Here is a 19,771-nt window from a genome sequence, read left to right on the forward strand (position 1 = left end):
ACATCACGAGCTGATAAAAGTCCGTGTAAGTGGTCAGGAACGCGCAGATCGCAAAGCTATGCTGGAGCATATTTCTGAGAAGACTGGCGCAGATTTGGTTCAGGTCATTGGTCATATCGGCGGTTTTTATCGTCCTGCCAAAGAGCCTGCTATTCAACTACCAAGGTAAATTATGATTCAGAAACCTGCAGATACCGAACAACCTATCGAAAAAACACTGGCTGAACGCTGGAGTGGCCGGGCTTTTGATATCAACGTACCTGTCAGTGACGATCAGCTGATCGCTTTGACAGAAGCGGCCAGATGGGCACCCTCCTGTTTTGGTGATGCGCCCTGGCGCTATCTTATCTGCAATAAGTTCACGAATGAGCCTGCCTGGCAAAAGGCATTGGATGCGCTGGCACCAGGCAATCAGGAATGGGCTCAAAATGCACCTATTCTCATTTTAGCTGCTTCAGTTGACACGTTTTCACAGAATGACAAACCTAATAGTTGGTCCGGCTATGATACCGGTGCTGCCAGTATCAGTCTGTGCTTACAAGCCACCGCAATGGGATTAATGAGTCACCAGATGGGTGGCTTTGATGCCGATAAAATGCGACAAAGTTTTGCTATTCCGAAGAATATACAGATGTGGGCAATGATGGCTATAGGACATCCAGCGCCATTGGATAGCCTAAATGAAGAACAAATGGAGCGGGAACTAAAAGAGCGGTCACGCCGTCCATTAGAACAACAGTTTTTTCATGGTGAATGGCCTTCACAGGGCTAAGCAGGAGTTGAAAATGATAAAGAAAGCCCTTCTATTAATTGGATTAATCAGCACCGGTTCCGTCGCTGCATTTGAACAGATTTATGTAGATCGTCTGCTCGACACGCTTCAATGCCATCACTGTAATTTAAGTGAAGCTGATCTCAGTGATAAAGACTTCAGCGGTGCCGACATGAGTGAATCGATTCTCACAGGCATTAACCTGAGTCGGTCTAAACTCGTCGGTGTCTGGTTTACCCACTCGAAAATGCAGGGAGCCAACTTAGAGGGTGCGAATGTTTCCGGCGCTTTAATGGACTATGCCTTACTCAATGGCGCGAACCTCAAAGGAGCCAATCTAAGTGGTACACAGCTCATATTCGCTGACCTGACCAACGCTGACCTGACCGGTGCGAATGTTGAGAATGCACAAATGCGCGGTATTCTCTATTGCAACACCACCATGCCTAATGGAGAAGTTAACAACAGCGGTTGTTAAAATCACCAAGACTAACGGTTTAAAAATGGCAGTACTGTTTTCAGTGCTGCCATTTTTGTATTCCTCGATCAAAAATCTCAGAGCTTCGCGATGACTTTAAACACTATAGTCATAGCTCTTCAATACTCATGTGCAGTCATTCACCCAGCCACAACGCAATTGTCAAAATACGAAATTAATCGAACAAACCGATAAACTGTTTAGTAACGTAGGTATTGGTTATGTATGAGCTTGCCAATAATGGTGAGTTTCTGTTTTTGGTCGAACCCGCCTGGTTTTAATCAGACTTTTAGTGGAGAACGTGAAGACTTTACACCGGAAGGTTGGCTGGGAATAGAAAGCAAATGGGAAATGAACGACCATCAACAGATCCAATTAACCAACTCGCTCTATCCCAACCTTAAGCAAAACGCAGACGATCGAAACCAAACAACCTTTGACTGGATTCTAATAATTAGCTTGGCGTCGCCTTCATAGTGGGCTTATAAACGAATACGACTCTGCTGCCGAAGAAAACAGTGATGAAAATGACCTCAAATATACTGTCTCATTAGCATGGACGCTGTAGAATAGTGGCTTTTGACCGACTTGCCCGTGAAAAAACTGCCGACAGAACTTGAACAATTAATCAAAAAGACAATGCTTACCGACAGGCATCGTCTATCTCGTCGTTTGCAGCAAGTTAATCAGCAAAAAAATGCCGATGCGCAACGGGAAAAATTGGCAAGCCAGATTAAGACCTCAGCCGAACGTGCCCAGCGTCGCCTGGAAAACATTCCTAAACCCACGTTTAATGCCGATCTTCCTGTCATCGAAAGACGTCAGGAAATAGCTAAGGCGATTGAAGATAATCAGGTCATCATTCTCTGTGGTGAAACGGGCTCAGGTAAAACAACACAATTACCTAAAATCTGTCTTGAACTAGGCCGCGGCGTAACCGGGCTAATCGGCCATACACAACCTCGACGGATAGCAGCTCGAACGGTCGCCACACGTATTGCAGAAGAACTCAACTCAGAAATAGGGAAAACAGTCGGCTATAAAGTCCGGTTTCATGCCCATGTAAATGCCGAAACCAGTTACGTCAAACTGATGACAGACGGGATTCTACTGGCAGAAACGCAAAATGATAAATTCCTTAATCAATATGACACGTTGATTATCGATGAGGCACATGAGCGTAGTCTGAATATCGACTTTCTGCTCGGTTACCTGAAGCAACTATTACCGAAGCGTCCGGATCTGAAAGTCATTATTACTTCAGCTACGATTGATACCGAACGTTTTTCCAAGCATTTTGAGAATGCGCCGGTTATTGAGGTCAGTGGTCGAACCTACCCCGTAGACTTACGTTATCGTCCGCTGCAAACCCCTGATGAAGATTCGCCTGATTACGATATGGTTCAGGGCATTGTGGCGGCTGTCGATGAATTATGTCGTGAAGGCCCCGGTGATGTTTTAATCTTTCTTGCCGGTGAGCGGGATATTCGTGACGTATCAGAAGCGTTACGCAAGCATCACCCACCACAAACTGAAATTCTACCCTTATTTGCCCGTCAGTCTGCTGCTGAACAAAATCGGGTATTTAAAACAGGTGGTCAACGACGGATTGTGCTCGCTACCAATGTCGCAGAAACATCTTTAACCGTGCCCGGAATTCGCTATGTCGTAGATCCTGGAAACGCCCGCATCAGCCGGTATAGCGTACGTAATAAAGTCCAGCGCCTTCCGATCGAAAAAATATCGCAATCCAGTGCTAACCAACGTGCCGGTCGTTGCGGTCGTGTTGCAGCCGGTATCTGTATACGTCTTTATGATGAGGAAGATTTTACAAATCGTCCGGCGTTTACCGATCCCGAAGTTCTGAGAACCAATCTGGCTTCCGTCATTCTGCAAATGTCCGCCTTGAAATTGGGCGATCCTGCCAAATTTCCGTTCATTAATCCGCCGCCACAAAAGATGATAAATGATGGCTATCGGCTTTTAGATGAATTGAATGCAGTTGATCGGCAACGACGGATTACTGAAACCGGTCGTCAACTGGCTAAACTGCCCATCGATCCACGAATCGCCCGTATGTTGCTGGCTGGTGCAGAGCATAACAGCCTCACCGAAGTCCTGATCATTGCCAGTGCATTAAGTATTCAGGATCCACGTGAACGACCCATGGATAAGCAACAGGCAGCTGATGAGGCGCATTCTAAGTATAAAGACGAACGTTCTGATTTTATTGGCTTTATTAAGCTATGGAATCTTTATCACGATAAGAAAAAGCATTTAAGTCAGAATAAGCTCAGAAAGTATTGTAAAGAAAATTTCCTATCCTTTTTACGACTGCGTGAATGGCACGATATTCATCAGCAATTACACATTCAGTTATCTGAACTCGGCCTTAAATTTAATCAACAGGAAGCCGGCTATGACGCAATTCACCAGGCTCTCCTTTGCGGTCTATTAAGTCATATTGCTTTCAAAAGTGATAAACATGAATATACAGGGGCGCGTAATCTCAAACTGCAGATTTTCCCGGGTTCGGCATTACATAAGAAAGGGCCAAAATGGATCATGGCTGCTGAATTAGTAGAAACGGGCAGATTATATGCCCGTATTGTCGCTAAAATTGATCCCACCTGGATTGAACCGCTGGCTGGTAGTTTGATTAAACGTCAATACAGCGATCCACACTGGGAAAAGAAACCGGCACAAGTGGTCGCATTTGAATCAGCCTCCCTATATGGCTTACCTATTGTTACACGCAGGCGGGTTCACTACGGGCCCATCGACCCGGAAGTGTCGAATGAAATCTTCATCCGTGAAGCTTTGGTCAACGGCGACTGGCATTGTCGTGCCCCGTTTTTCAAACATAACCGTGCTCTGATAGCGGATATTGAGTTACTCGAGCAAAAATCGCGCAGACGTGATGTGCTGGTCGACGAAGACATCCTGTTTAATTTTTATCGGGAACGGATCCCGCATAACATTATTAATGGCGCAGGCTTTGAAAAATGGCGTAAAACGGCAGAAAAATCGTCACCAGAATTGCTGTTTTTAACACGTGAACAGCTTATGCAGCATGAAGCGGATCAGGTAACCGCCGATCATTACCCGGACCAGATGCTGATAAATCGGGTGCCTTTGCCGCTCGAATATCACTTTGAACCGGGTAAACAGCACGATGGTATTACCCAGACCATTCCACTTTCTCTGCTGAATCAAACCAATCAGGATCGCCACGATTGGCTGGTTCCAGGTTTGTTACGGGACAAACTTATTTTCCTGATTAAAGCCCTGCCCAAGTCATTACGCAGGCATTTTATTCCGGTCCCACAATACGCGGATCAATGTTTACAACAGCTTTCACCCGAGTCCGGTCCGTTATTACCGGCATTAAGTGAATGCCTGAGGAAAATAACAGGTGTTGAAATCGATCCTGCTGATTGGCGAACGGATGATTTGCCGCTCTATCTGCAGATGAATTTTAAACTGGTTGATGACGACGGAAAATTACTCGACGAAAGTCGTGATCTAAACAGGTTAAAAGAAGATTGGGCCAGAGAAGCGGCTGCCAGTTTCCGCCAGATTCCGGATAGTGACTACGAGCAGAAGGGATTGACTGAGTGGACGTTCAAGGACTTACCAGAACAAATAACACTGGAACAAAATGGTCTGGAAATGACCGCCTACCCTGCTCTGGTTGATAAAAATGACAGTGTCGATCTTACACTTATGGACACAGCCGCACAGGCACAAGAGCTCACTAAACTTGGTTTACGTCGTTTGTTTATGTTGGCGCAGGCCGATGCGGTGAAGTACCTGAGTAAGAACCTGCCCAACCTTAAACAAATGTCTCTTCACTACGCCAATGTGCCAGCCTCCCCCTATGAAGACAAACCGGATACCACTCAAACGCCCAGCGAACAGCTTAAAACAGATTTAATTCATGTGTCATTTGATCGTTGTTTTTTACTTGGCCAGGATCATATTAGAACCGTCGATGACTTCAATAAACGGTTGGAAAATAAAAGCGGCGATTTGATCAAAATAGCATCTGATTTAGCACAGAGCATTGCCGGCCCCCTTGCTGAATACCATGCTATTGCCAAACGGCTTGGTAACAATATTCCACTGACAGCCATCAATGCTGTCAACGATATTCGCCAACAACTCGGCTATTTAATTTATCAGGGGTTTGTTCACAGCACACCAGATGAGGCATTAAAACGCCTTCCGGTTTATTGCCAGGCCGCGGGGATACGACTCGACAAGCTATTAACGGATCCTGCCAAAGACAAACAGCGTATGGCTGAAGTCATGCCTCACTGGCAGAAGTTTACGAGTAAGGTCAATAAAATAGAAACAGCCGAGTTTTGGGAATACCGGTGGATGCTGGAAGAGTTTCGGATATCGGTCTTTGCTCAGGAATTGAAAACAGCCGGCCCAATATCGGCTAAACGGCTGGAAAAACAGTGGCAGAAATGTTGATCTGATCTGCCATTTTTCAGGCTTACCGATATGCTAACCCCTCATAAAATCAACGCCTCAATGCGATTGTGTTTCTTTAGCATCATGTATTGAAAATGGAGATAGGTGAGCTTGAATATCTAAGAAGTATTAAACGGTTTAAAAACATCCCAACGGTATTGAGCCGAAGTGAGGTTCAACTTATATTCGGCCAACTCAACGGCCCATCAAAATTGATGGCTAAAACTCCTTTAGAGGACTTTTAACTCAGTACTGAACGCTTGAACTTAATTTGGCTAGCTCCGCCTTGCTCAAAGAATCAGCCCACCAGTGCGCGGGCTGATTCCATTATCTGATAGCAAGCCCCAAAATCATTCTCACTGCTGACAGTGTGTTTAATGTCGCTCCAACAAGGTATTTTTAACTATAAACTCTGTCACAGCGAGGCAGTAAAACAAAGAGACTGCTTTTTCTTGTGTAAACCAGTTCATGTCTTATGACTATCGTTGACAAAATCGGTAAAACATTCAGTTCTGGTTCAGCTTGGCTTTGCTAATGTCCTTGCAACAGCTCACAAAAGAGGCGTGCAGTAATGAAAATAACAGCACTAATGGACCACGATCCGGGTAAGTATATTCCTGTGAATGTGCACGTTGCACCATGCTCTCGCCGTTATTATTGATAAGGTGAAGTGATGACATTACGACAAGCAGCATTACTGAGTCTGTGTTTGGTGTCGACAGGTCTGATGACCAGTCTGACGACACAGGCACAGGAACGTCCCTACACGATTAAAGAAGGTAACCAGCTCGACGCTGACACCTATAACGGTTTCAAACTCTACCGGAACTGGTGTGCTCGATGTCATGGTACCTATGGTCAGGGATTGGCGGGACCAGATCTAACCAAAAGTCTGAACCAAATTAACCGGGATGAATTTATGAGTATCGTGGCAGACGGAAAATCAGGTTCAATCGGCAGTATGCCGGCATGGAGATCAAACTCGGCGGTGATGAAAGGTCGGGATAATATATACAGCTATCTGAAGGCGCGAGCGAATGGTGACATTGGTTCGGTGAAACCTGAGTTGGCTAAATAATGCCATTATCACGGACCGCTCAGGCTTGCTCTGAGAGCAGATTCTGTTATAAATATTCGCTAACAAATGTTAAGGTTTAGACATGTTGAAGTATAGCTTTCTGCTAGCCACCTTATTGTTGAGCGTGTCAGTTATGGCAGGTAAGTCAGTGCCCTATGAGCATCTTCCCGGCAACAGTATCAATGAAATAGAGTTGCCTCTAAACCGACACACGGCAGCAGAGTTGGCCAAAATAGAAACTGAAGGGAAAATTCTTTCAGTTGATGAGGAAATACGTGATAACGAAACTGTCTTCAGAATTAAAGTGCTCCACAATAACGGCAAGGTCAAAGTGCATCGTATCCATCGTGATACCGGCCACGCTGTACCCTGAGCAGATATGCGCGTTTTAGTCATTGAAGATGAAGCTCATTTACGTGAGCAAATTGCTCATCAGCTTAAGCAGCAAAAATGGACTGTTGATGCTGTCAGCGATGGTGAAGAAGGCCTGTTCATGGGGTCAGAGTATGCTTACGATATCGCTATTATTGATCTCGGCTTGCCTAAATTATCAGGCATCGAGGTCATCCAGAAATTACGTCAACAAGGTCTGGACTACCCTATTTTGATCCTTACTGCCCGTGGCCGCTGGCAAGACAAGGTTGAAGGCTTGGAATCAGGAGCCGATGACTATCTGGTCAAACCCTTCCATTTCGAAGAGTTAATGGCACGCCTCAATGCCCTGTGTCGCCGTGCTTCAGGCTGGGCTAATTCGACGTTGTGTTGTGGGCCAATTTGTCTCAATCCGGGCACACAGCAAGTGACTAAAAACGATACTGTCATCGACCTGACAGCTTATGAATACCGCCTATTGCATTACCTACTCATGCATTCCGGCGAAGTGATTTCCAAGACGGAATTAACTGACCATATCTATGAACAAGATCAGGATAGAGATAGCAATGTCATTGAAGTCTTTGTCAAAAGACTGAGAGGAAAACTTGATCCGGAAAAAGAGTTAAATCCAATCGAAACCCTCCGTGGACGTGGATATCGTCTGAATTTGCCTCGTGAAAGTACTTAACCTTTCCCTCTCTACCCGTCTATTCATTGCGGTCAGTCTGGTACTGACCGCTTTTTTGGGCTTGTCAGCATTCAGTCTGAACAATGCTTTCCAGAGTAGTGCTGAATCTGAGCAGAAAAAACGGCTTAAAAATTATGTATATACCCTACTGACAGCCGCTGAGCTAGATAAAGAGGGTGAACTCATCATGTCTCATGACTTAGCTGAACCAAAGTTCTCTATCCCCAACTCAGGTCTTTATGCTCAGATAACTAACGAGGGCAGAATTATCTGGCAATCCCCCTCTGCGATCGGCCATTTTCTGGTATTGCCATTTGATCCAGGTCCATCACAGGAACAGTTCAATGTTGTCGATATAGACGCCGGTATAACATTGCAAAACCTCTCATTCGGGATTGTCTGGGAAACGGATACCGGTGAAGAAATCCATTACACCATTAATGTCGCAGAAGACATGAGCAACTTACAGGAAAAAACCGCCGAATTTCAGCGAAGTTTGTGGTACTGGTTGGGTGGTACAGGTCTCATGCTATTGATTGCACAATGGCTTATCCTGCGATGGAGCTTACGTCCACTGCATGATGCAGCGGTTGATCTTCACGCTATTGAGACCGGCGAACACCGTCGGCTTAATGACCAATATCCCAATGAGCTGCGCCAACTCACCAATAATATCAATGCCCTGCTGGATCATGAAGAATCGAGAAGACTTCGTTATAAAAACTCCCTCGCCGATCTGGCACACAGCCTCAAGACACCCTTGTCGGTTTTTCGGGGAGAACTTGAGAATAGCCACGATTTAAACGACATAAAACAAACAGGCCATGAACAACTGGATCGCATTAGTACACTCGTGGACTATCAGCTACAAAGAGCATCCACAGAAGGTAAGAGCAGTTTATTAGCGCCTGTATCGCTGGGTGAAATTATCTATAAGATCATTAGCAGTCTTGATAAAGTCTATCTGAGCAAGACAATTCAGACTCAGTGTGAAATTGAGCGTGATGCCTATATTCATGCTGATGAAGGCGATATGTACGAATTGCTTGGTAATATTCTTGAAAATGCCTACAAATACTGTCATTCACAGGTTCATGTCATTGTTCATACCGTTAACGATATGATCGTCATTCGTGTTGAAGATGATGGTTCAGGTATCCCGATGCGGGCAGAAGGCTTTGTTATTAAACGTGGGCATCGCATTGATACCCAGGCTGAAGGTCAAGGTCTGGGGCTTGCCATTGTGAGTGATATCATTATGGCCTACGAAGGTAATATCAACCTGGAACGCGGGCACCTTGGCGGTGCCAGATTTGTGATTGAACTACCGCGTCATTGATTTTGTTGTTGTTCCTGTAAATAGTGAAATAACTGACGCGCTGATTTCGGCGGTTTATTTTGCTTTGCTTCGCGATCAGCATTTCTAACCAGCTGACGTACGTGCTGGACATCAAACCCTTCATATTCTGCAATCAATTCATCGTAAACCGCATTGTCACCGTCCAATAATCGATCCCGCCATTCTTCTAGCTGATGAAATTGCTTAACTTGCCCTTGATGAGGTAATTTCATCAAGTCCAGATTACGCTGAATTTCAACGTGATCTTCTCGTGTTAACATGCCACCGATATAGCCTACTTGACGCTTGAGAGCCCCTTTGCTCATCGCCTGCGCTTTTGTAATGGCATACAGTAAATCTTCAGATAGATTAAGCTTCTCCAACTCTTTCTCTGATAACTCCATCAACGCCTTACCCAGTGTTTTTAACGCATCAAGTTCACGTTTTACCTGTGATTTACTTTTTTCGAGCTCCCAGTCCTCAGGCCAGTTTTCTTGTTCCTGATCATTTTCAGACATATTATTCACCTTGGATCGTCACGATAACGCGACGTCGTTGTGGGTGGGTACGGTGTTCCCACAAATAAATTCCCTGCCAAATACCCAAATCACACTGTCCACCACTTACGGGCACCGTTAAATCAGGATTTGTCAGTACTGTTCGTACATGCGCACTCATATCATCCGGTCCTTCATCCTGATGCCGAAACATCGGATCCCCATCCGGCACGATATGTTGCATAAAGGTTTCCAGATCATGTCTGACATCGGGATCAGCGTTTTCACATAACATCAGTGAAGCACTGGTGTGCTGCACAAACACATGGCAGGTACCGGTTGTAATACCTGAACTGGCAACCAATTGCTGAACATCCTGTGTGATATTACTGGTGCTGCGACCTGGGTTGTTATAGCTGAGCGTTTGTTGATAAACCATGATTAAATTCCAGAATCGAAATGTGCTTTGGCTTTGCCTGAATTGATCACTGTTCTTACATGCTCTGCAGCTTGTGACTGAGACGAAAAAAAACCGGTATGCCATAAAGCGATGGCTGCACCGAATACCAAGCTGTCATAGGCCGGTCCAGCCTCACCGGCTAAGGCTTGTAAGCCCTCATCGAGTGTTCGTTCAGCGGTAACCACATCATCCACTTTCACGCCCCGGGTATCCTGCTCTATAGCAAAGTTTTCAGGATCCAATGAACACGTATGCATCTGCCCATTGAGTAGTTGGTGATTATTGGAGACATCCCGAAGTGTTGGAACGATACCGCCTTCTAGCCCTCTGGCAATAAAAGCGGAATCATAACCAAATGCCTCAGCAAGCCAGCCCAGAATGGCGGGATATTCTTTGTGCACAAACCCAATAGCAAGATGGGTTTTGTTTTTTGCTTTAAGCGGCATCACCATTTTTTCCAGTGTTGCCAGGCTCGGTCTTTTAATCATCTGCGTGCGTAAATCCTGCAGGGCAAATAATTTCGGACTTGCCTGCGCCTGATCGATATAGGCCCAACCAGTTTGAGACTGATTTACCGCTTCTCCCGCAGTCGTGACTGATTGCTTGATGTCATAACCTGCGAGCGCTAAAACTTGTGCATGCGTCACACCAAACTTGGGTCCCATTTCAAACACGCCTTGCGAGACGGTAGGAAAACCAGAGGCTGCAAGCACAGCCGGTAAGAATGCAGTTACCGGGCAATGGCGGTTGAAACCATTATAAGGATCAGCAAATATCAGCAAATTATCGACGTCTGTTTGTTGCTGCTCAGTGACAGATTGAAGCGCCTGTAAAATGCCAAGGTTTTCTTCATTTGTCTCGCGTTTCATCCGCATAGCGATAAAAAATATCGCCGCTCTTACCGGTTCAGCCTCACCATTCAGAATTTCCATCGTGGCAGCATAGGCTTCGTCTTGAGTCAGATCTTTACTCAGATGCGGACCTGTTGCTACTTTTTTAATCGCGTCTGCAATTGCAGTCATTATTAATCCTGTTTTAACCATTCAAGCAAAGTGTCTTCATCGACCACTGAAATGCCGAGAGATTGCGCTTTCGTCAGCTTAGAGCCAGCATCAGCTCCTGCCACAACATAATCTGTTTTTTTAGACACGCTACCAGCAACTTTGGCTCCTAAAGCCAATAATTTTTCTTTTGCCTCACTGCGTGATAAGTGCGTCAATGTGCCTGTAAGCACAATCGTTTTACCGCTCAATAGTGAATCTGAATGCGTTATCTCTTCCTGCGGCCATCTTACTCCCACCTCAAGCAGACGCTGAATCACCTCAATGTTATGTGACTGCTGAAAAAAGGTTTCGATATGATGCGCCACAATTGGACCAACGTCCTCAATTTCAACTAAAGCATCTGAATTTGCTGCCTTTAATGCATCAAGATCAGCAAAATGCATTGCTAAAGAGCGAGCCGTAGCTTCCCCCACCTCACGGATTCCTAACGCGTATAAAAATCGTGGGAACCGAGTTTCTCTAGCATGTTGTAAAGCATTGACTAAATTATCGGCTGATTTCTGGCCCATACGTTCCAGACTGGCAATCTGCTCAGCTGTTAAGGTAAATAGGTCAGCCGCATCTTTGATTAAGCCAGCATCAACCATCTGCTCAACGAGTTTATCGCCGAGGCCATCGACATCCAATGCCTTGCGGGAGGCAAAATGTTTTATCGCTTCTTTACGCTGCGCCGGACAGAATAATCCGCCACTGCATCGTGAAACCGCTTCACCCTCTTCTCTTTCAACATCCGAGCCACACACAGGACATTGCGTAGGCATAACAAATTCACACACATTATCCGGACGTTTCGACGTAATAACCTTCACCACTTCAGGAATCACATCACCAGCGCGGCGGACAATGACTTGATCGCCGATACGGACATCTTTGCGACGGATTTCGTCTTCATTATGTAGCGTGGCATTGCTGACTGTAACCCCACCGACAAACACCGGTTTCAGTCTTGCCACAGGCGTTAACGCCCCGGTTCGGCCCACCTGAATTTCAATATCTTCAACAGTGGTCATTTCTTCCTGAGCAGGAAACTTATAGGCAATGGCCCAACGTGGTGCCCGTGAAACAAAACCTAAACGTTCCTGTAACGCGGTACTGTCAATCTTTAACACCACCCCATCGATGTCATATGACAGACTGTCACGCCGTTCGCCAAGCTCGTTTATATAGCGATGACAGGCGTCAAGTCCATCCAGTTGTTTTAACTCCGGTGATATACGGCAACCCCAGGTTTCAATCAGGTGCATCGCTTCAGTATGACTCTCCGGACGCGAAGCACCCTCAATATAACCGATACCGTAGCAATATATTTCCAATGGTCGTGTCGCGGTAATTTTTGAGTCTAACTGCCTCAGTGAACCAGCTGCTGCATTGCGGGGGTTCACAAAGACTTTTTTATTGTTCTCAAGCTGACTGCGGTTGAGCTTCTCGAAACCCGCTTTGGGCATAAAAATTTCACCGCGGATTTCAACAACATCGGGGATGTCATCACCTGTCAGTTTGAGCGGAACAGATTTGATTGTCCGAACATTTGCAGTGACATCTTCCCCCCTACTGCCATCGCCTCGGGTGGCAGCATGAACCATCACACCCTGTTCATAGCGAATACTGATTGCGAGTCCGTCAAGCTTGGGTTCAGCTGCGTAGGTTTGTACCTGATCGGTGTTTAGCCAATCTCGTACACGTTTATCAAATGCGGTTAGTTCATCCTGATCAAACACATTATCCAACGACAGCATCGGCATCGCATGTTCTATCTCAGCAAACTTATCCAGAGCCTCTCCTCCCACACGCTGGGTGGGTGAGTCGGCCGTTAGTAATTCAGGGTAAGTCTGTTCCAGCGTCTGTAGCTCGCGAAAGAGACGGTCATACTCCGCATCAGGAACCTCTGGATTATCAGCCACATAGTAGAGGTAATTATAGTGATTTATAAGGTCTCGCAACGTTGCTGCTCGTTGCCTGACCTCAGTTGAAATAGTCATTCGATAATTGGTTACTCTCTGCTTGAGCAGACATTTGATATTCAAGTATGCGTGCACGCATCGCTTCCAGAGCGGAGTCACTTAATGGCTTGCGAGTTTCATCACACAGGAGGCCATCAAGTTGTTCATTGATGCCACGGGCAGTATCGAGTAAATCATCAAACAATGCCATACCATTTACCGGCCCAGGCAGGCGGGCAAAAATCAGTAAACCCGGTGTTGTCATCGAAACAAACTTATCCGGTAATAAGGTGCCCGGATCAAGAATATTGGCTACGCTGAATAGCGTTTGTTTATTAGCACCTGCTGTTTGCCTGTGATAAATCTGCATATCACCGAAATGCAAATCATGATCTTCTAATGCTGCCTTCACTGCCTTCCCGGTAAAGGCTTTTGCTTCCGGCGCCATAATGGTAAACGCAATCACTAAATCCCAATCCTGAACAGCATCAGAGGGCTCGGGTTGCACAGCTTGTTGATGCGCTTGTTTTTCTTCTTCAGAAAGTGGTTCTGAAAATAAATCAGGTTCGCTCTCAGCATTATCCGTCACCCGAGTGTCATCCGTCAGATTTTGTTCCTGCGTATGCAACTCTTGATCGAATAGTGCGTCAAAGCGCTGTTGGAATGAATCATCCTCTTGCGAATCGTCAATTTCCAATTCGCGTTCAAATTCATTTGCACGCTGTTGACTGCGCTGATGGGTATACCAGCTCGCCGCAATAAACGCCAAGACGATAACAATAGTAAGGACAATAATTTCTAGCACTTAAATTAATCTTTCACTTAAGAGATAATATTCGTTTTTTAAATCAACCCGAGATTGTACATGTCCACTCAACCAAGCAAACAATTGGAAACCTTCGATAATGCTACGCCAGAGCGTGATTATAGCATTCACATTGAGACACCTGAATTTTCTTGTCTGTGTCCTAAAACCGGCCAACCTGATTTTGCCACGATTAAACTCGATTATGTACCCGATGAAAAATGTGTCGAGTTGAAATCATTCAAACTTTATATGTGGTCTTATCGCGACGAAGGCGCATTCCATGAAAAAGTGACCAACACAATTCTCAATGATCTGGTAGCTGCCACCGATCCCCGCTTCATGCGTGTAACCGGTATTTTCAATGTCCGAGGTGGTGTCTACACTACCGTCGTTGCTGAACATCGCAAAGAAGGCTGGGTTCCACCCACTCCCGTGACTTTGCCCTAAACAGTTGTTTTAAACAACCCGGCCTCTGAAGGTCGGGTTGTAATTCACTTGCTTACCAAAGTCAGTCCTTAACCCGTTTCAATCCAAAGCAAACAGAGGTCAGCATGCAAAATGTGATCAAAGGCGCGCGATATCTGAAGCAAGGCTTTAATCTGATAAACCAGCCTGGAATTCGCCGTTTTGCTTACTTACCCATACTGATTAATACACTTTTATTCAGTTTTGCTATCTGGTTTGGCTTTAGTCATTTTGGAGGCTGGTTAGAAGCATTAATGCCAAACTGGTTACCCGCATGGCTGGAGAGCATTTTAACCTGGATCATCTGGCCACTATTTGTATTACTTCTGATCATCATTGTGTTTTTTACCTTTTCAGTCATTGCAAATGTACTTGCCGCTCCATTCAATGGGATTTTGGCTGAAATGGTAGAAAAGAAGCTTACGGGAGACACACCACCCGAGATGCCTTGGGCTAAAATGCTTAAAGACACACCCAAAATGCTGTTCAATGAACTACGAAAGATTGCTTATTTACTCATGTGGCTACTGCCATTATTAATTTTTTCGTGGATTCCGGGACTCAATCTCATCGCTCCCATACTCTGGTTTATGTTTACCAGTTGGACGTTAGCACTGGACTATCACGATTATCCCATGGGCAATCATCAACTCGATTTTCGACAGCAACGTGCGGTGTTAAGAAAAAACAGGAGTCTAGCCTTAGGCTTTGGTAGCGCTACCATGGTGGCAACAATGATACCTATCGTTAATTTCCTGGTGATTCCTGCGGCAGTTGCCGGCGCGACCGCGCTATATCTGGAGAACTTTAAAAACGCTGAATGACTTACAGCTTAGCTATATAGTCATCCAATATAATTTCAATATCCCACTCACAGGAGCCACAACCAGAGAGCGCCCCAGTCTTGCGAGAGATGGTGTCGGCATCCACGATTCCCTGCTCGATAAGACTCTGAATCTTACCGCGAGTGGTTCCACTGCAATCGCAGATCACCTCATCTAAATTGGCTACAGTATCGTCTGTCATTATTTTCTGAACATTAAAAATTGGACACTATTATCTCTCAGTACAATGGGCTTTGACACCTTTGATCAGCATTAATATTCATTAAATATGTAAGGAAGGAAAATAAAGCATCAGCTTAGATGCTAAACCTTTCACTACTTGAAATCCGTAGATTATTTCGTACTTGGGATTTGAATGAAGAACCAATAGATGCCTGAAATAATCAGGCATCTTGGTTTTGTTTTCAGGGAGTGAGATTGATGTTGCCGCCAAACAAACCGACGAGGCCGATAATGATCAGATATATGGCAACGATATAGTTAAGCAGTCGCGGTACCATCAGTACCAATACACCGGCAATCAATGATAATAATGGTGTTAGAGCAATTGTCATTGTTTTCTCCTTGTCAGACACATAAGTATGCAGTATGCCTGTCTTCATAATTGAGTGGCAAGATCATAAATGTGATGTTTCAGACAAAAAAAATGGGCCAATAAAGGCCCATTTCTATTTGCGTTACTATCTTTTACCAGCGAAGCATTCGACGGACAATACCATCATTGCGAAATGCGTGGTAAATCGCACCGCTAACATGCACAGCAATGATCCCTAATAAGGCCCAGGCTGTCCACATATGCAGCTCCCCCCAGAACTCGTTTAAGTCCTCATTTGCTGGCGCAATACGGGGGAACTCAATCGTCCACCACCAAACAGTATCCCAGCGAGTATGCGCTGATGACAGATAACCAGTCACACACACAGCAAGGATTAACCCGTAAATAAGCACATGTGCAAGAATAGCCGACCAATGCATCCACGGCGCCATATCAGACGAATCAACCGGCGCGGGCCGATGCTTCAGCCTGACATACAGTAGCATCAGAATAATGATGACGAGGGTAATCCCAATATTTTTGTGAAGTTGGAATGGGAACGCTCTGAATTGTAGTTCTGGTGATGGCAGCGGTAAGCCCATCATCCACCAGCTTGAAATAAATAAGAAAAATATAGAAACGGCGAGTAACCAATGAAGGATGACTGCCGTTCTGTTAAAACCTTGTCTTTGCATAACAGCTTCCGTTTATAGTTCGTTGCGATGATTAGAGAGTTAAGCGTTAGCTTGAGTGTGTCTGCCAGCGATGGCTCCCACCAGTAACATCAGGTGGAGAATGAACCAGAGCAGAATCCCGCCAAGATACACTTCTCGCAGCGTGGGGCCTGTGTTCACCACAACAGCAAACTGCAATAAATCAATCGCCGCTAATCCTGAGAATATCGCTACTGCAGCAGTTGACGCTGCAGGAGAGTAATTGACTAGGGCACCACCGATGATGATAGAAATAAACGCAAGCAAAGCGCCTACACCCGCCAATGTCATTTGAGCGCCAGGAAACCAATCCGGTGCTGATAAAGCAACACCTTTGACATGCTCAATAAGATATTCACATTCAGCTACTGTAATGCCCTCTTCCTCCAGCTCTTCTGGTGGGCAGTCAGCTTCTGGCATGATACCGCTCGCAGGCATATGCTCGACAATGACGGCTTGCTTCATCGCCTCATTGGCCTGAACAGCAGTTAAGAAAACACCCAACATGATAGCGATGACACCGAGAATACTGGCCCATGCCGGGGTATTGTTATTTAGTCCTTCAGACACCATACAGCACCTGTCCTTTCGTTGTTATTAATGTAAGTTCTCTCTTGTTGTGGGAAAATACCGACTGACAGGCCCCTCACCTCTTACAGTTTCATTTCCAACAGCTAACTAAGCTAACATGCCGCATTAGTCTGATCAAAGCCTCTGACATAGAATGTTACTAATGGTTCAGTCCATGCGCCTGGCGACCAGCACGATATTCATTGATTATCATGGCCGGGCAGAAATGTGCCCGTCCAAGACATTCCATCAGCCAAGTATCTGAGGGTTCAACTGCCATAAAACATAATTCAACCCGGCAGCAAAACTCACCCATATCAGATAGGGAATAAACAATGCTCCGGCAAGCGGCCGCACTCGCCAAAAAGCAATCATTGTGGCGGCAATAAGAAGCCACAAAATCAAAACATCGATCAGCGCGAAGAAACCAAGATGCCAGGCAAAGAAAAGCCAACTCCATAACGCATTTATCGCCAATTGCGATATAAACAATACAAATGCAGTTGTGTGTTGTCGCAAACCACCCGAGCGCCAGACAAACCACGCAGCCAGGCCCATCATTGCAAATAGTGTTGTCCATACAGGACCAAACACAGCGGGTGGTGGCGCCCAATCAGGCTGGATGAGTTGCCCGTAAAATGACTTCGCCTGTATCGAGGCAATAGCACCTACCGCAGAAGCGGTGAAGACCACCAACATCCAGGCTATAAGTCCTGAAACTTGCTGTTTTTTTGAAAGTGGGCTCATGCAAACTCTATTTAAGTTGTGAACTGTTCAGTTCAGATGTATAGCTCAGGAGAATAAATCTTATCGTTCATGGCTGATAATCAGTATCCGGCCAAATATCGTTGATTTCGTCCGCTTGGTGATGAGCAGCAAATCGCTCCCAAACAATACCATTAACATCCGTCTCTTGAGTGAATTCAGTCGCTGTAGAATCTTCCCACCCCAAATGCCGAAGTGAACCTGGCTTGCAGTCTGGATCTTGTCGTACAGATACATTCAATGATTCAGTTCGCCAAAGCGCGTATTCTCCCGGGACTGATGAACACGGCGGCATACCCAAACGCTTGGAATAGTCTTCAATGGTTTCGTCTATTTTGTCCGTTGAAATAGCAATATGCAGTTTTTTCATCTTAGTCCTTTATCTCTTTTAAGGTTTCAATGGATTGTTAGATTGATGATAAAAAATTGAATTTAAAATGTCGTGTCAGCAGGGTATCTGGCGTACGATTGTTTCTAAATGGTGGTCTGTGAAATCAGATAGCTGTTTGAGCTTAAGATGAGATATTTCAAATTTTTCATCTGTAAATTCTAAGCAAGGCGGAACTGCTATCGTTTTCATGGAGGCTTCATTTGCCGCGATTATGCCGGACACTGAATCTTCAAAGACAAGACATTTTGAAGGATCAACATTAAGTTTTTTAGCGGTTGAGAGATATACACCCGGATGAGGCTTTGCTTTAAGCTCGTCCTCGGAAGAGGAAATGGCGTCGAAATAGTGAGCAATACCAAGCTTATTCAGAACCACCGAAATCAGCTTCGCGGGTGAATTGGTTGCAAGACCAATTTTGAGTTTTTTATCTCGAAAGAAAGCTAAAATCTCTTTTACCCCAGCCATGGATTCACCTTGTTCAAGAATCTGTCTTTCTACTTGATCAACAACTTCATTTTCAACTTGATCTAAGCTTTTGCCTGACCAAGGATAGTGACGATACCAAAACTCAGTCACTTCTCGTGTCGACATAGCAGCAGTATAGGAAGCTAATTGCTCACTGACTTCAACCCCGACAGATGAAAAAACATATTTTTCCGCCTGCTTCCAGATAGGCCCTGCATCAATAAGAACGCCATCCATGTCAAAAATTACCGCTTGTATCATAGTCATTCCTTATTTAAGTCTGCCTACGCGAGCCTTTGTCTGATGCTCCGAACTTTGTCGTATATCAATAGCTTCTACAAACAAGAAAAGGACCAATCGTAAACCGTCATCAAACCATGTGTCGTTTAAAAAAATCACGTCAGATCCTGATAAGGGTTGTAAGCTATTTCCCAGTAATGACCTTCCGGATCTTGAAAGTAACCGGAGTAGCCACCCCAGCAAACTTCTACCGCCGGTTTGATAAGTTGCGCCCCTGCCGATACTGCCTGACTCAGCACAGCATCTACCTCCGACTTGCTAGCCACGTTATGGGCCAGTGTAATGCCAGAAAAACCTGCCTGAGTGGATATGGGTAAGCCAATATCCTTAGCCAACTCCTTCCGAGGATAGAGCGCTAACCATGTGCCATCAAGACTGAAAAAGGATATCTTGCCTCCTTCAAAATCGTACTTCGGAAGACCGAGGCCTTCGCCATAGAAACGAGTGGCTCTGTCTAAATCATCCACACCAAGCGTGATAATACTGATTTTCGGTTTCATGATTCCGTTCCTAATACCTACATCACCGGCACGCACTTTCAGCGCGAGCCTCCTGAATTATTTTTATACCACCACGAATGACTACTGCCGATATTATTGTCCCAATAATTAAATCCGGATACCGACTTCCTATGCTGGCTACAAGAATACCGGATACAATAATCCCCAGATTGGCGATGACATCATTAGTTGAAAAAATCCAAGATGCGCGCATATGAACACCTCCCTCTCTGTGCCTGGA

The 19,771-nt window shown here is 45.3% G+C and carries 23 protein-coding genes and 1 pseudogene; 10 read left to right on the forward strand and 14 right to left on the reverse strand.

The genetic code is table 11. The features are described 5' to 3' along the window. Positions 1-13 precede the first annotated feature (13 nt). The 8 genes from ACTF5U_RS10510 to ACTF5U_RS10545 all read left to right on the forward strand — a co-directional run bounded on the left by ACTF5U_RS10510 (position 14) and on the right by ACTF5U_RS10545 (position 9,212). On the forward strand, positions 14-169 hold the full coding sequence (locus ACTF5U_RS10510) for a YhbY family RNA-binding protein (protein ID WP_438971609.1): 156 nt from the start codon (positions 14-16) through the stop codon (positions 167-169). A gap of 3 nt (positions 170-172) precedes the next feature. Beyond that, the gene (locus ACTF5U_RS10515; protein ID WP_438971583.1) at positions 173-772 is read left to right on the forward strand and encodes a nitroreductase family protein; all 600 of its coding nucleotides are present in this window, start codon (positions 173-175) and stop codon (positions 770-772) included. Between the two features lie 13 nt (positions 773-785). Then, the gene (locus ACTF5U_RS10520) at positions 786-1,250 is read left to right on the forward strand and encodes a pentapeptide repeat-containing protein (RefSeq protein ID WP_438971584.1); all 465 of its coding nucleotides are present in this window, start codon (positions 786-788) and stop codon (positions 1,248-1,250) included. Between the two features lie 594 nt (positions 1,251-1,844). Next, complete coding sequence (hrpA, locus tag ACTF5U_RS10525) at positions 1,845-5,732, forward strand: ATP-dependent RNA helicase HrpA (RefSeq protein ID WP_438971585.1); 3,888 nt, start codon at positions 1,845-1,847, stop codon at positions 5,730-5,732. Positions 5,733-6,405: 673 nt separating this feature from the next. Further along, positions 6,406-6,810 (forward strand): c-type cytochrome, encoded by a 405-nt coding sequence (locus tag ACTF5U_RS10530; protein WP_438971586.1) that lies wholly within the window; start codon positions 6,406-6,408, stop codon positions 6,808-6,810. Positions 6,811-6,892: 82 nt separating this feature from the next. After that, positions 6,893-7,183 carry a PepSY domain-containing protein gene (locus ACTF5U_RS10535; RefSeq protein WP_438971587.1) on the forward strand — a complete coding sequence of 97 codons (291 nt, stop codon included), beginning with the start codon at positions 6,893-6,895 and terminating at the stop codon, positions 7,181-7,183. 6 nt (positions 7,184-7,189) lie between these two features. Then, on the forward strand, positions 7,190-7,873 hold the full coding sequence (locus tag ACTF5U_RS10540) for a response regulator transcription factor (protein ID WP_438971588.1): 684 nt from the start codon (positions 7,190-7,192) through the stop codon (positions 7,871-7,873). Further along, the gene (locus tag ACTF5U_RS10545; protein WP_438971589.1) at positions 7,860-9,212 is read left to right on the forward strand and encodes an ATP-binding protein; all 1,353 of its coding nucleotides are present in this window, start codon (positions 7,860-7,862) and stop codon (positions 9,210-9,212) included. The genes ACTF5U_RS10540 and ACTF5U_RS10545 overlap by 14 nt, the downstream gene beginning before the upstream one ends. Here ACTF5U_RS10545 and yjgA read toward each other — a convergent pair. From yjgA to ACTF5U_RS10570, 5 genes are read right to left on the reverse strand one after another with little or no spacing between them, the layout of a single operon-like run. After that, positions 9,206-9,730 carry a ribosome biogenesis factor YjgA gene (gene yjgA / locus ACTF5U_RS10550; protein WP_438971590.1) on the reverse strand — a complete coding sequence of 175 codons (525 nt, stop codon included), beginning with the start codon at positions 9,728-9,730 and terminating at the stop codon, positions 9,206-9,208. The genes ACTF5U_RS10545 and yjgA overlap by 7 nt on opposite strands. 1 nt (position 9,731) lies before the next feature. Next, entirely contained in the window at positions 9,732-10,148 is a 417-nt protein-coding gene (locus ACTF5U_RS10555; RefSeq protein ID WP_438971591.1) for a secondary thiamine-phosphate synthase enzyme YjbQ, read from the reverse strand. Between the two features lie 2 nt (positions 10,149-10,150). Next, positions 10,151-11,191 carry an anthranilate phosphoribosyltransferase gene (locus ACTF5U_RS10560; protein ID WP_438971592.1) on the reverse strand — a complete coding sequence of 347 codons (1,041 nt, stop codon included), beginning with the start codon at positions 11,189-11,191 and terminating at the stop codon, positions 10,151-10,153. A 2-nt stretch (positions 11,192-11,193) separates the two neighbouring features. After that, positions 11,194-13,212: an NAD-dependent DNA ligase LigA gene (gene ligA, locus ACTF5U_RS10565; protein ID WP_438971593.1), complete on the reverse strand. Its 2,019-nt coding sequence runs from the start codon at positions 13,210-13,212 to the stop codon at positions 11,194-11,196. After that, positions 13,196-13,978, reverse strand: coding sequence for a cell division protein ZipA C-terminal FtsZ-binding domain-containing protein (locus ACTF5U_RS10570; protein ID WP_438971594.1), 783 nt, complete (start codon positions 13,976-13,978; stop codon positions 13,196-13,198). Before ACTF5U_RS10570 ends, ligA begins: the two co-directional genes overlap by 17 nt. A 60-nt stretch (positions 13,979-14,038) precedes the next feature. On the opposite strand from ACTF5U_RS10570, the gene queF reads away from it, so the two are divergent. Next, positions 14,039-14,428 carry a preQ(1) synthase gene (queF, locus tag ACTF5U_RS10575; protein WP_438971595.1) on the forward strand — a complete coding sequence of 130 codons (390 nt, stop codon included), beginning with the start codon at positions 14,039-14,041 and terminating at the stop codon, positions 14,426-14,428. A gap of 104 nt (positions 14,429-14,532) precedes the next feature. After that, positions 14,533-15,270: a sulfate transporter CysZ gene (gene cysZ, locus ACTF5U_RS10580; RefSeq protein ID WP_438971596.1), complete on the forward strand. Its 738-nt coding sequence runs from the start codon at positions 14,533-14,535 to the stop codon at positions 15,268-15,270. Between the two features lies 1 nt (position 15,271). Here cysZ and ACTF5U_RS10585 read toward each other — a convergent pair whose 3' ends face one another. From ACTF5U_RS10585 to ACTF5U_RS10625, 9 genes and pseudogenes are all read right to left on the reverse strand, one after another. After that, positions 15,272-15,472, reverse strand: a complete 201-nt coding sequence (locus tag ACTF5U_RS10585) for a (2Fe-2S)-binding protein (RefSeq protein WP_438971597.1) — start codon at positions 15,470-15,472, stop codon at positions 15,272-15,274. Between the two features lie 223 nt (positions 15,473-15,695). Beyond that, a complete protein-coding gene (locus tag ACTF5U_RS10590; RefSeq protein ID WP_438971598.1) occupies positions 15,696-15,845 on the reverse strand; it encodes a DUF3096 domain-containing protein in 150 nt (49 codons plus the stop codon). A gap of 133 nt (positions 15,846-15,978) precedes the next feature. Continuing rightward, on the reverse strand, positions 15,979-16,521 hold the full coding sequence (locus ACTF5U_RS10595; protein ID WP_438971599.1) for a cytochrome b: 543 nt from the start codon (positions 16,519-16,521) through the stop codon (positions 15,979-15,981). Positions 16,522-16,560: 39 nt separating this feature from the next. After that, positions 16,561-17,112, reverse strand: coding sequence for a hypothetical protein (locus ACTF5U_RS10600; protein WP_438971600.1), 552 nt, complete (start codon positions 17,110-17,112; stop codon positions 16,561-16,563). 246 nt (positions 17,113-17,358) lie between these two features. Beyond that, entirely contained in the window at positions 17,359-17,856 is a 498-nt protein-coding gene (locus tag ACTF5U_RS10605) for a TspO/MBR family protein (RefSeq protein ID WP_438971601.1), read from the reverse strand. A gap of 67 nt (positions 17,857-17,923) precedes the next feature. Beyond that, complete coding sequence (locus ACTF5U_RS10610) at positions 17,924-18,244, reverse strand: hypothetical protein (protein ID WP_438971602.1); 321 nt, start codon at positions 18,242-18,244, stop codon at positions 17,924-17,926. 75 nt (positions 18,245-18,319) lie between these two features. Beyond that, positions 18,320-18,991 carry a hexitol phosphatase HxpB gene (gene hxpB / locus ACTF5U_RS10615; protein WP_438971603.1) on the reverse strand — a complete coding sequence of 224 codons (672 nt, stop codon included), beginning with the start codon at positions 18,989-18,991 and terminating at the stop codon, positions 18,320-18,322. A gap of 134 nt (positions 18,992-19,125) precedes the next feature. After that, complete coding sequence (locus ACTF5U_RS10620) at positions 19,126-19,530, reverse strand: VOC family protein (protein WP_438971604.1); 405 nt, start codon at positions 19,528-19,530, stop codon at positions 19,126-19,128. Positions 19,531-19,552: 22 nt separating this feature from the next. Continuing rightward, positions 19,553-19,771 (reverse strand): annotated as a pseudogene (locus ACTF5U_RS10625) (cation transporter); the annotation flags it as partial.

This window comes from Methylophaga sp., assembly GCF_965655755.1.
In the GTDB taxonomy this organism is placed as follows: Bacteria; Pseudomonadota; Gammaproteobacteria; order Nitrosococcales; family Methylophagaceae; genus Methylophaga.

Bases quoted from the DNA above. Each gene is read 5' to 3' on its own strand.
- ACTF5U_RS10605 (WP_438971601.1), bottom strand. From the start codon at position 17,856: ATGAGCCCACTTTCAAAAAAACAGCAAGTTTCAGGACTTATAGCCTGG.
- ACTF5U_RS10515 (WP_438971583.1), top strand. From the start codon at position 173: ATGATTCAGAAACCTGCAGATACCGAACAACCTATCGAAAAAACACTG.
- ACTF5U_RS10590 (WP_438971598.1), bottom strand. From the start codon at position 15,845: ATGACAATTGCTCTAACACCATTATTATCATTGATTGCCGGTGTATTG.
- ligA (WP_438971593.1), bottom strand. From the start codon at position 13,212: ATGACTATTTCAACTGAGGTCAGGCAACGAGCAGCAACGTTGCGAGAC.
- ACTF5U_RS10585 (WP_438971597.1), bottom strand. From the start codon at position 15,472: ATGACAGACGATACTGTAGCCAATTTAGATGAGGTGATCTGCGATTGC.
- ACTF5U_RS10530 (WP_438971586.1), top strand. From the start codon at position 6,406: ATGACATTACGACAAGCAGCATTACTGAGTCTGTGTTTGGTGTCGACA.
- queF (WP_438971595.1), top strand. From the start codon at position 14,039: ATGTCCACTCAACCAAGCAAACAATTGGAAACCTTCGATAATGCTACG.
- ACTF5U_RS10610 (WP_438971602.1), bottom strand. From the start codon at position 18,244: ATGAAAAAACTGCATATTGCTATTTCAACGGACAAAATAGACGAAACC.
- ACTF5U_RS10560 (WP_438971592.1), bottom strand. From the start codon at position 11,191: ATGACTGCAATTGCAGACGCGATTAAAAAAGTAGCAACAGGTCCGCAT.
- ACTF5U_RS10555 (WP_438971591.1), bottom strand. From the start codon at position 10,148: ATGGTTTATCAACAAACGCTCAGCTATAACAACCCAGGTCGCAGCACC.
- ACTF5U_RS10620 (WP_438971604.1), bottom strand. From the start codon at position 19,530: ATGAAACCGAAAATCAGTATTATCACGCTTGGTGTGGATGATTTAGAC.
- cysZ (WP_438971596.1), top strand. From the start codon at position 14,533: ATGCAAAATGTGATCAAAGGCGCGCGATATCTGAAGCAAGGCTTTAAT.
- hxpB (WP_438971603.1), bottom strand. From the start codon at position 18,991: ATGATACAAGCGGTAATTTTTGACATGGATGGCGTTCTTATTGATGCA.
- ACTF5U_RS10600 (WP_438971600.1), bottom strand. From the start codon at position 17,112: ATGGTGTCTGAAGGACTAAATAACAATACCCCGGCATGGGCCAGTATT.
- ACTF5U_RS10520 (WP_438971584.1), top strand. From the start codon at position 786: ATGATAAAGAAAGCCCTTCTATTAATTGGATTAATCAGCACCGGTTCC.
- ACTF5U_RS10540 (WP_438971588.1), top strand. From the start codon at position 7,190: ATGCGCGTTTTAGTCATTGAAGATGAAGCTCATTTACGTGAGCAAATT.
- ACTF5U_RS10535 (WP_438971587.1), top strand. From the start codon at position 6,893: ATGTTGAAGTATAGCTTTCTGCTAGCCACCTTATTGTTGAGCGTGTCA.
- yjgA (WP_438971590.1), bottom strand. From the start codon at position 9,730: ATGTCTGAAAATGATCAGGAACAAGAAAACTGGCCTGAGGACTGGGAG.
- ACTF5U_RS10595 (WP_438971599.1), bottom strand. From the start codon at position 16,521: ATGCAAAGACAAGGTTTTAACAGAACGGCAGTCATCCTTCATTGGTTA.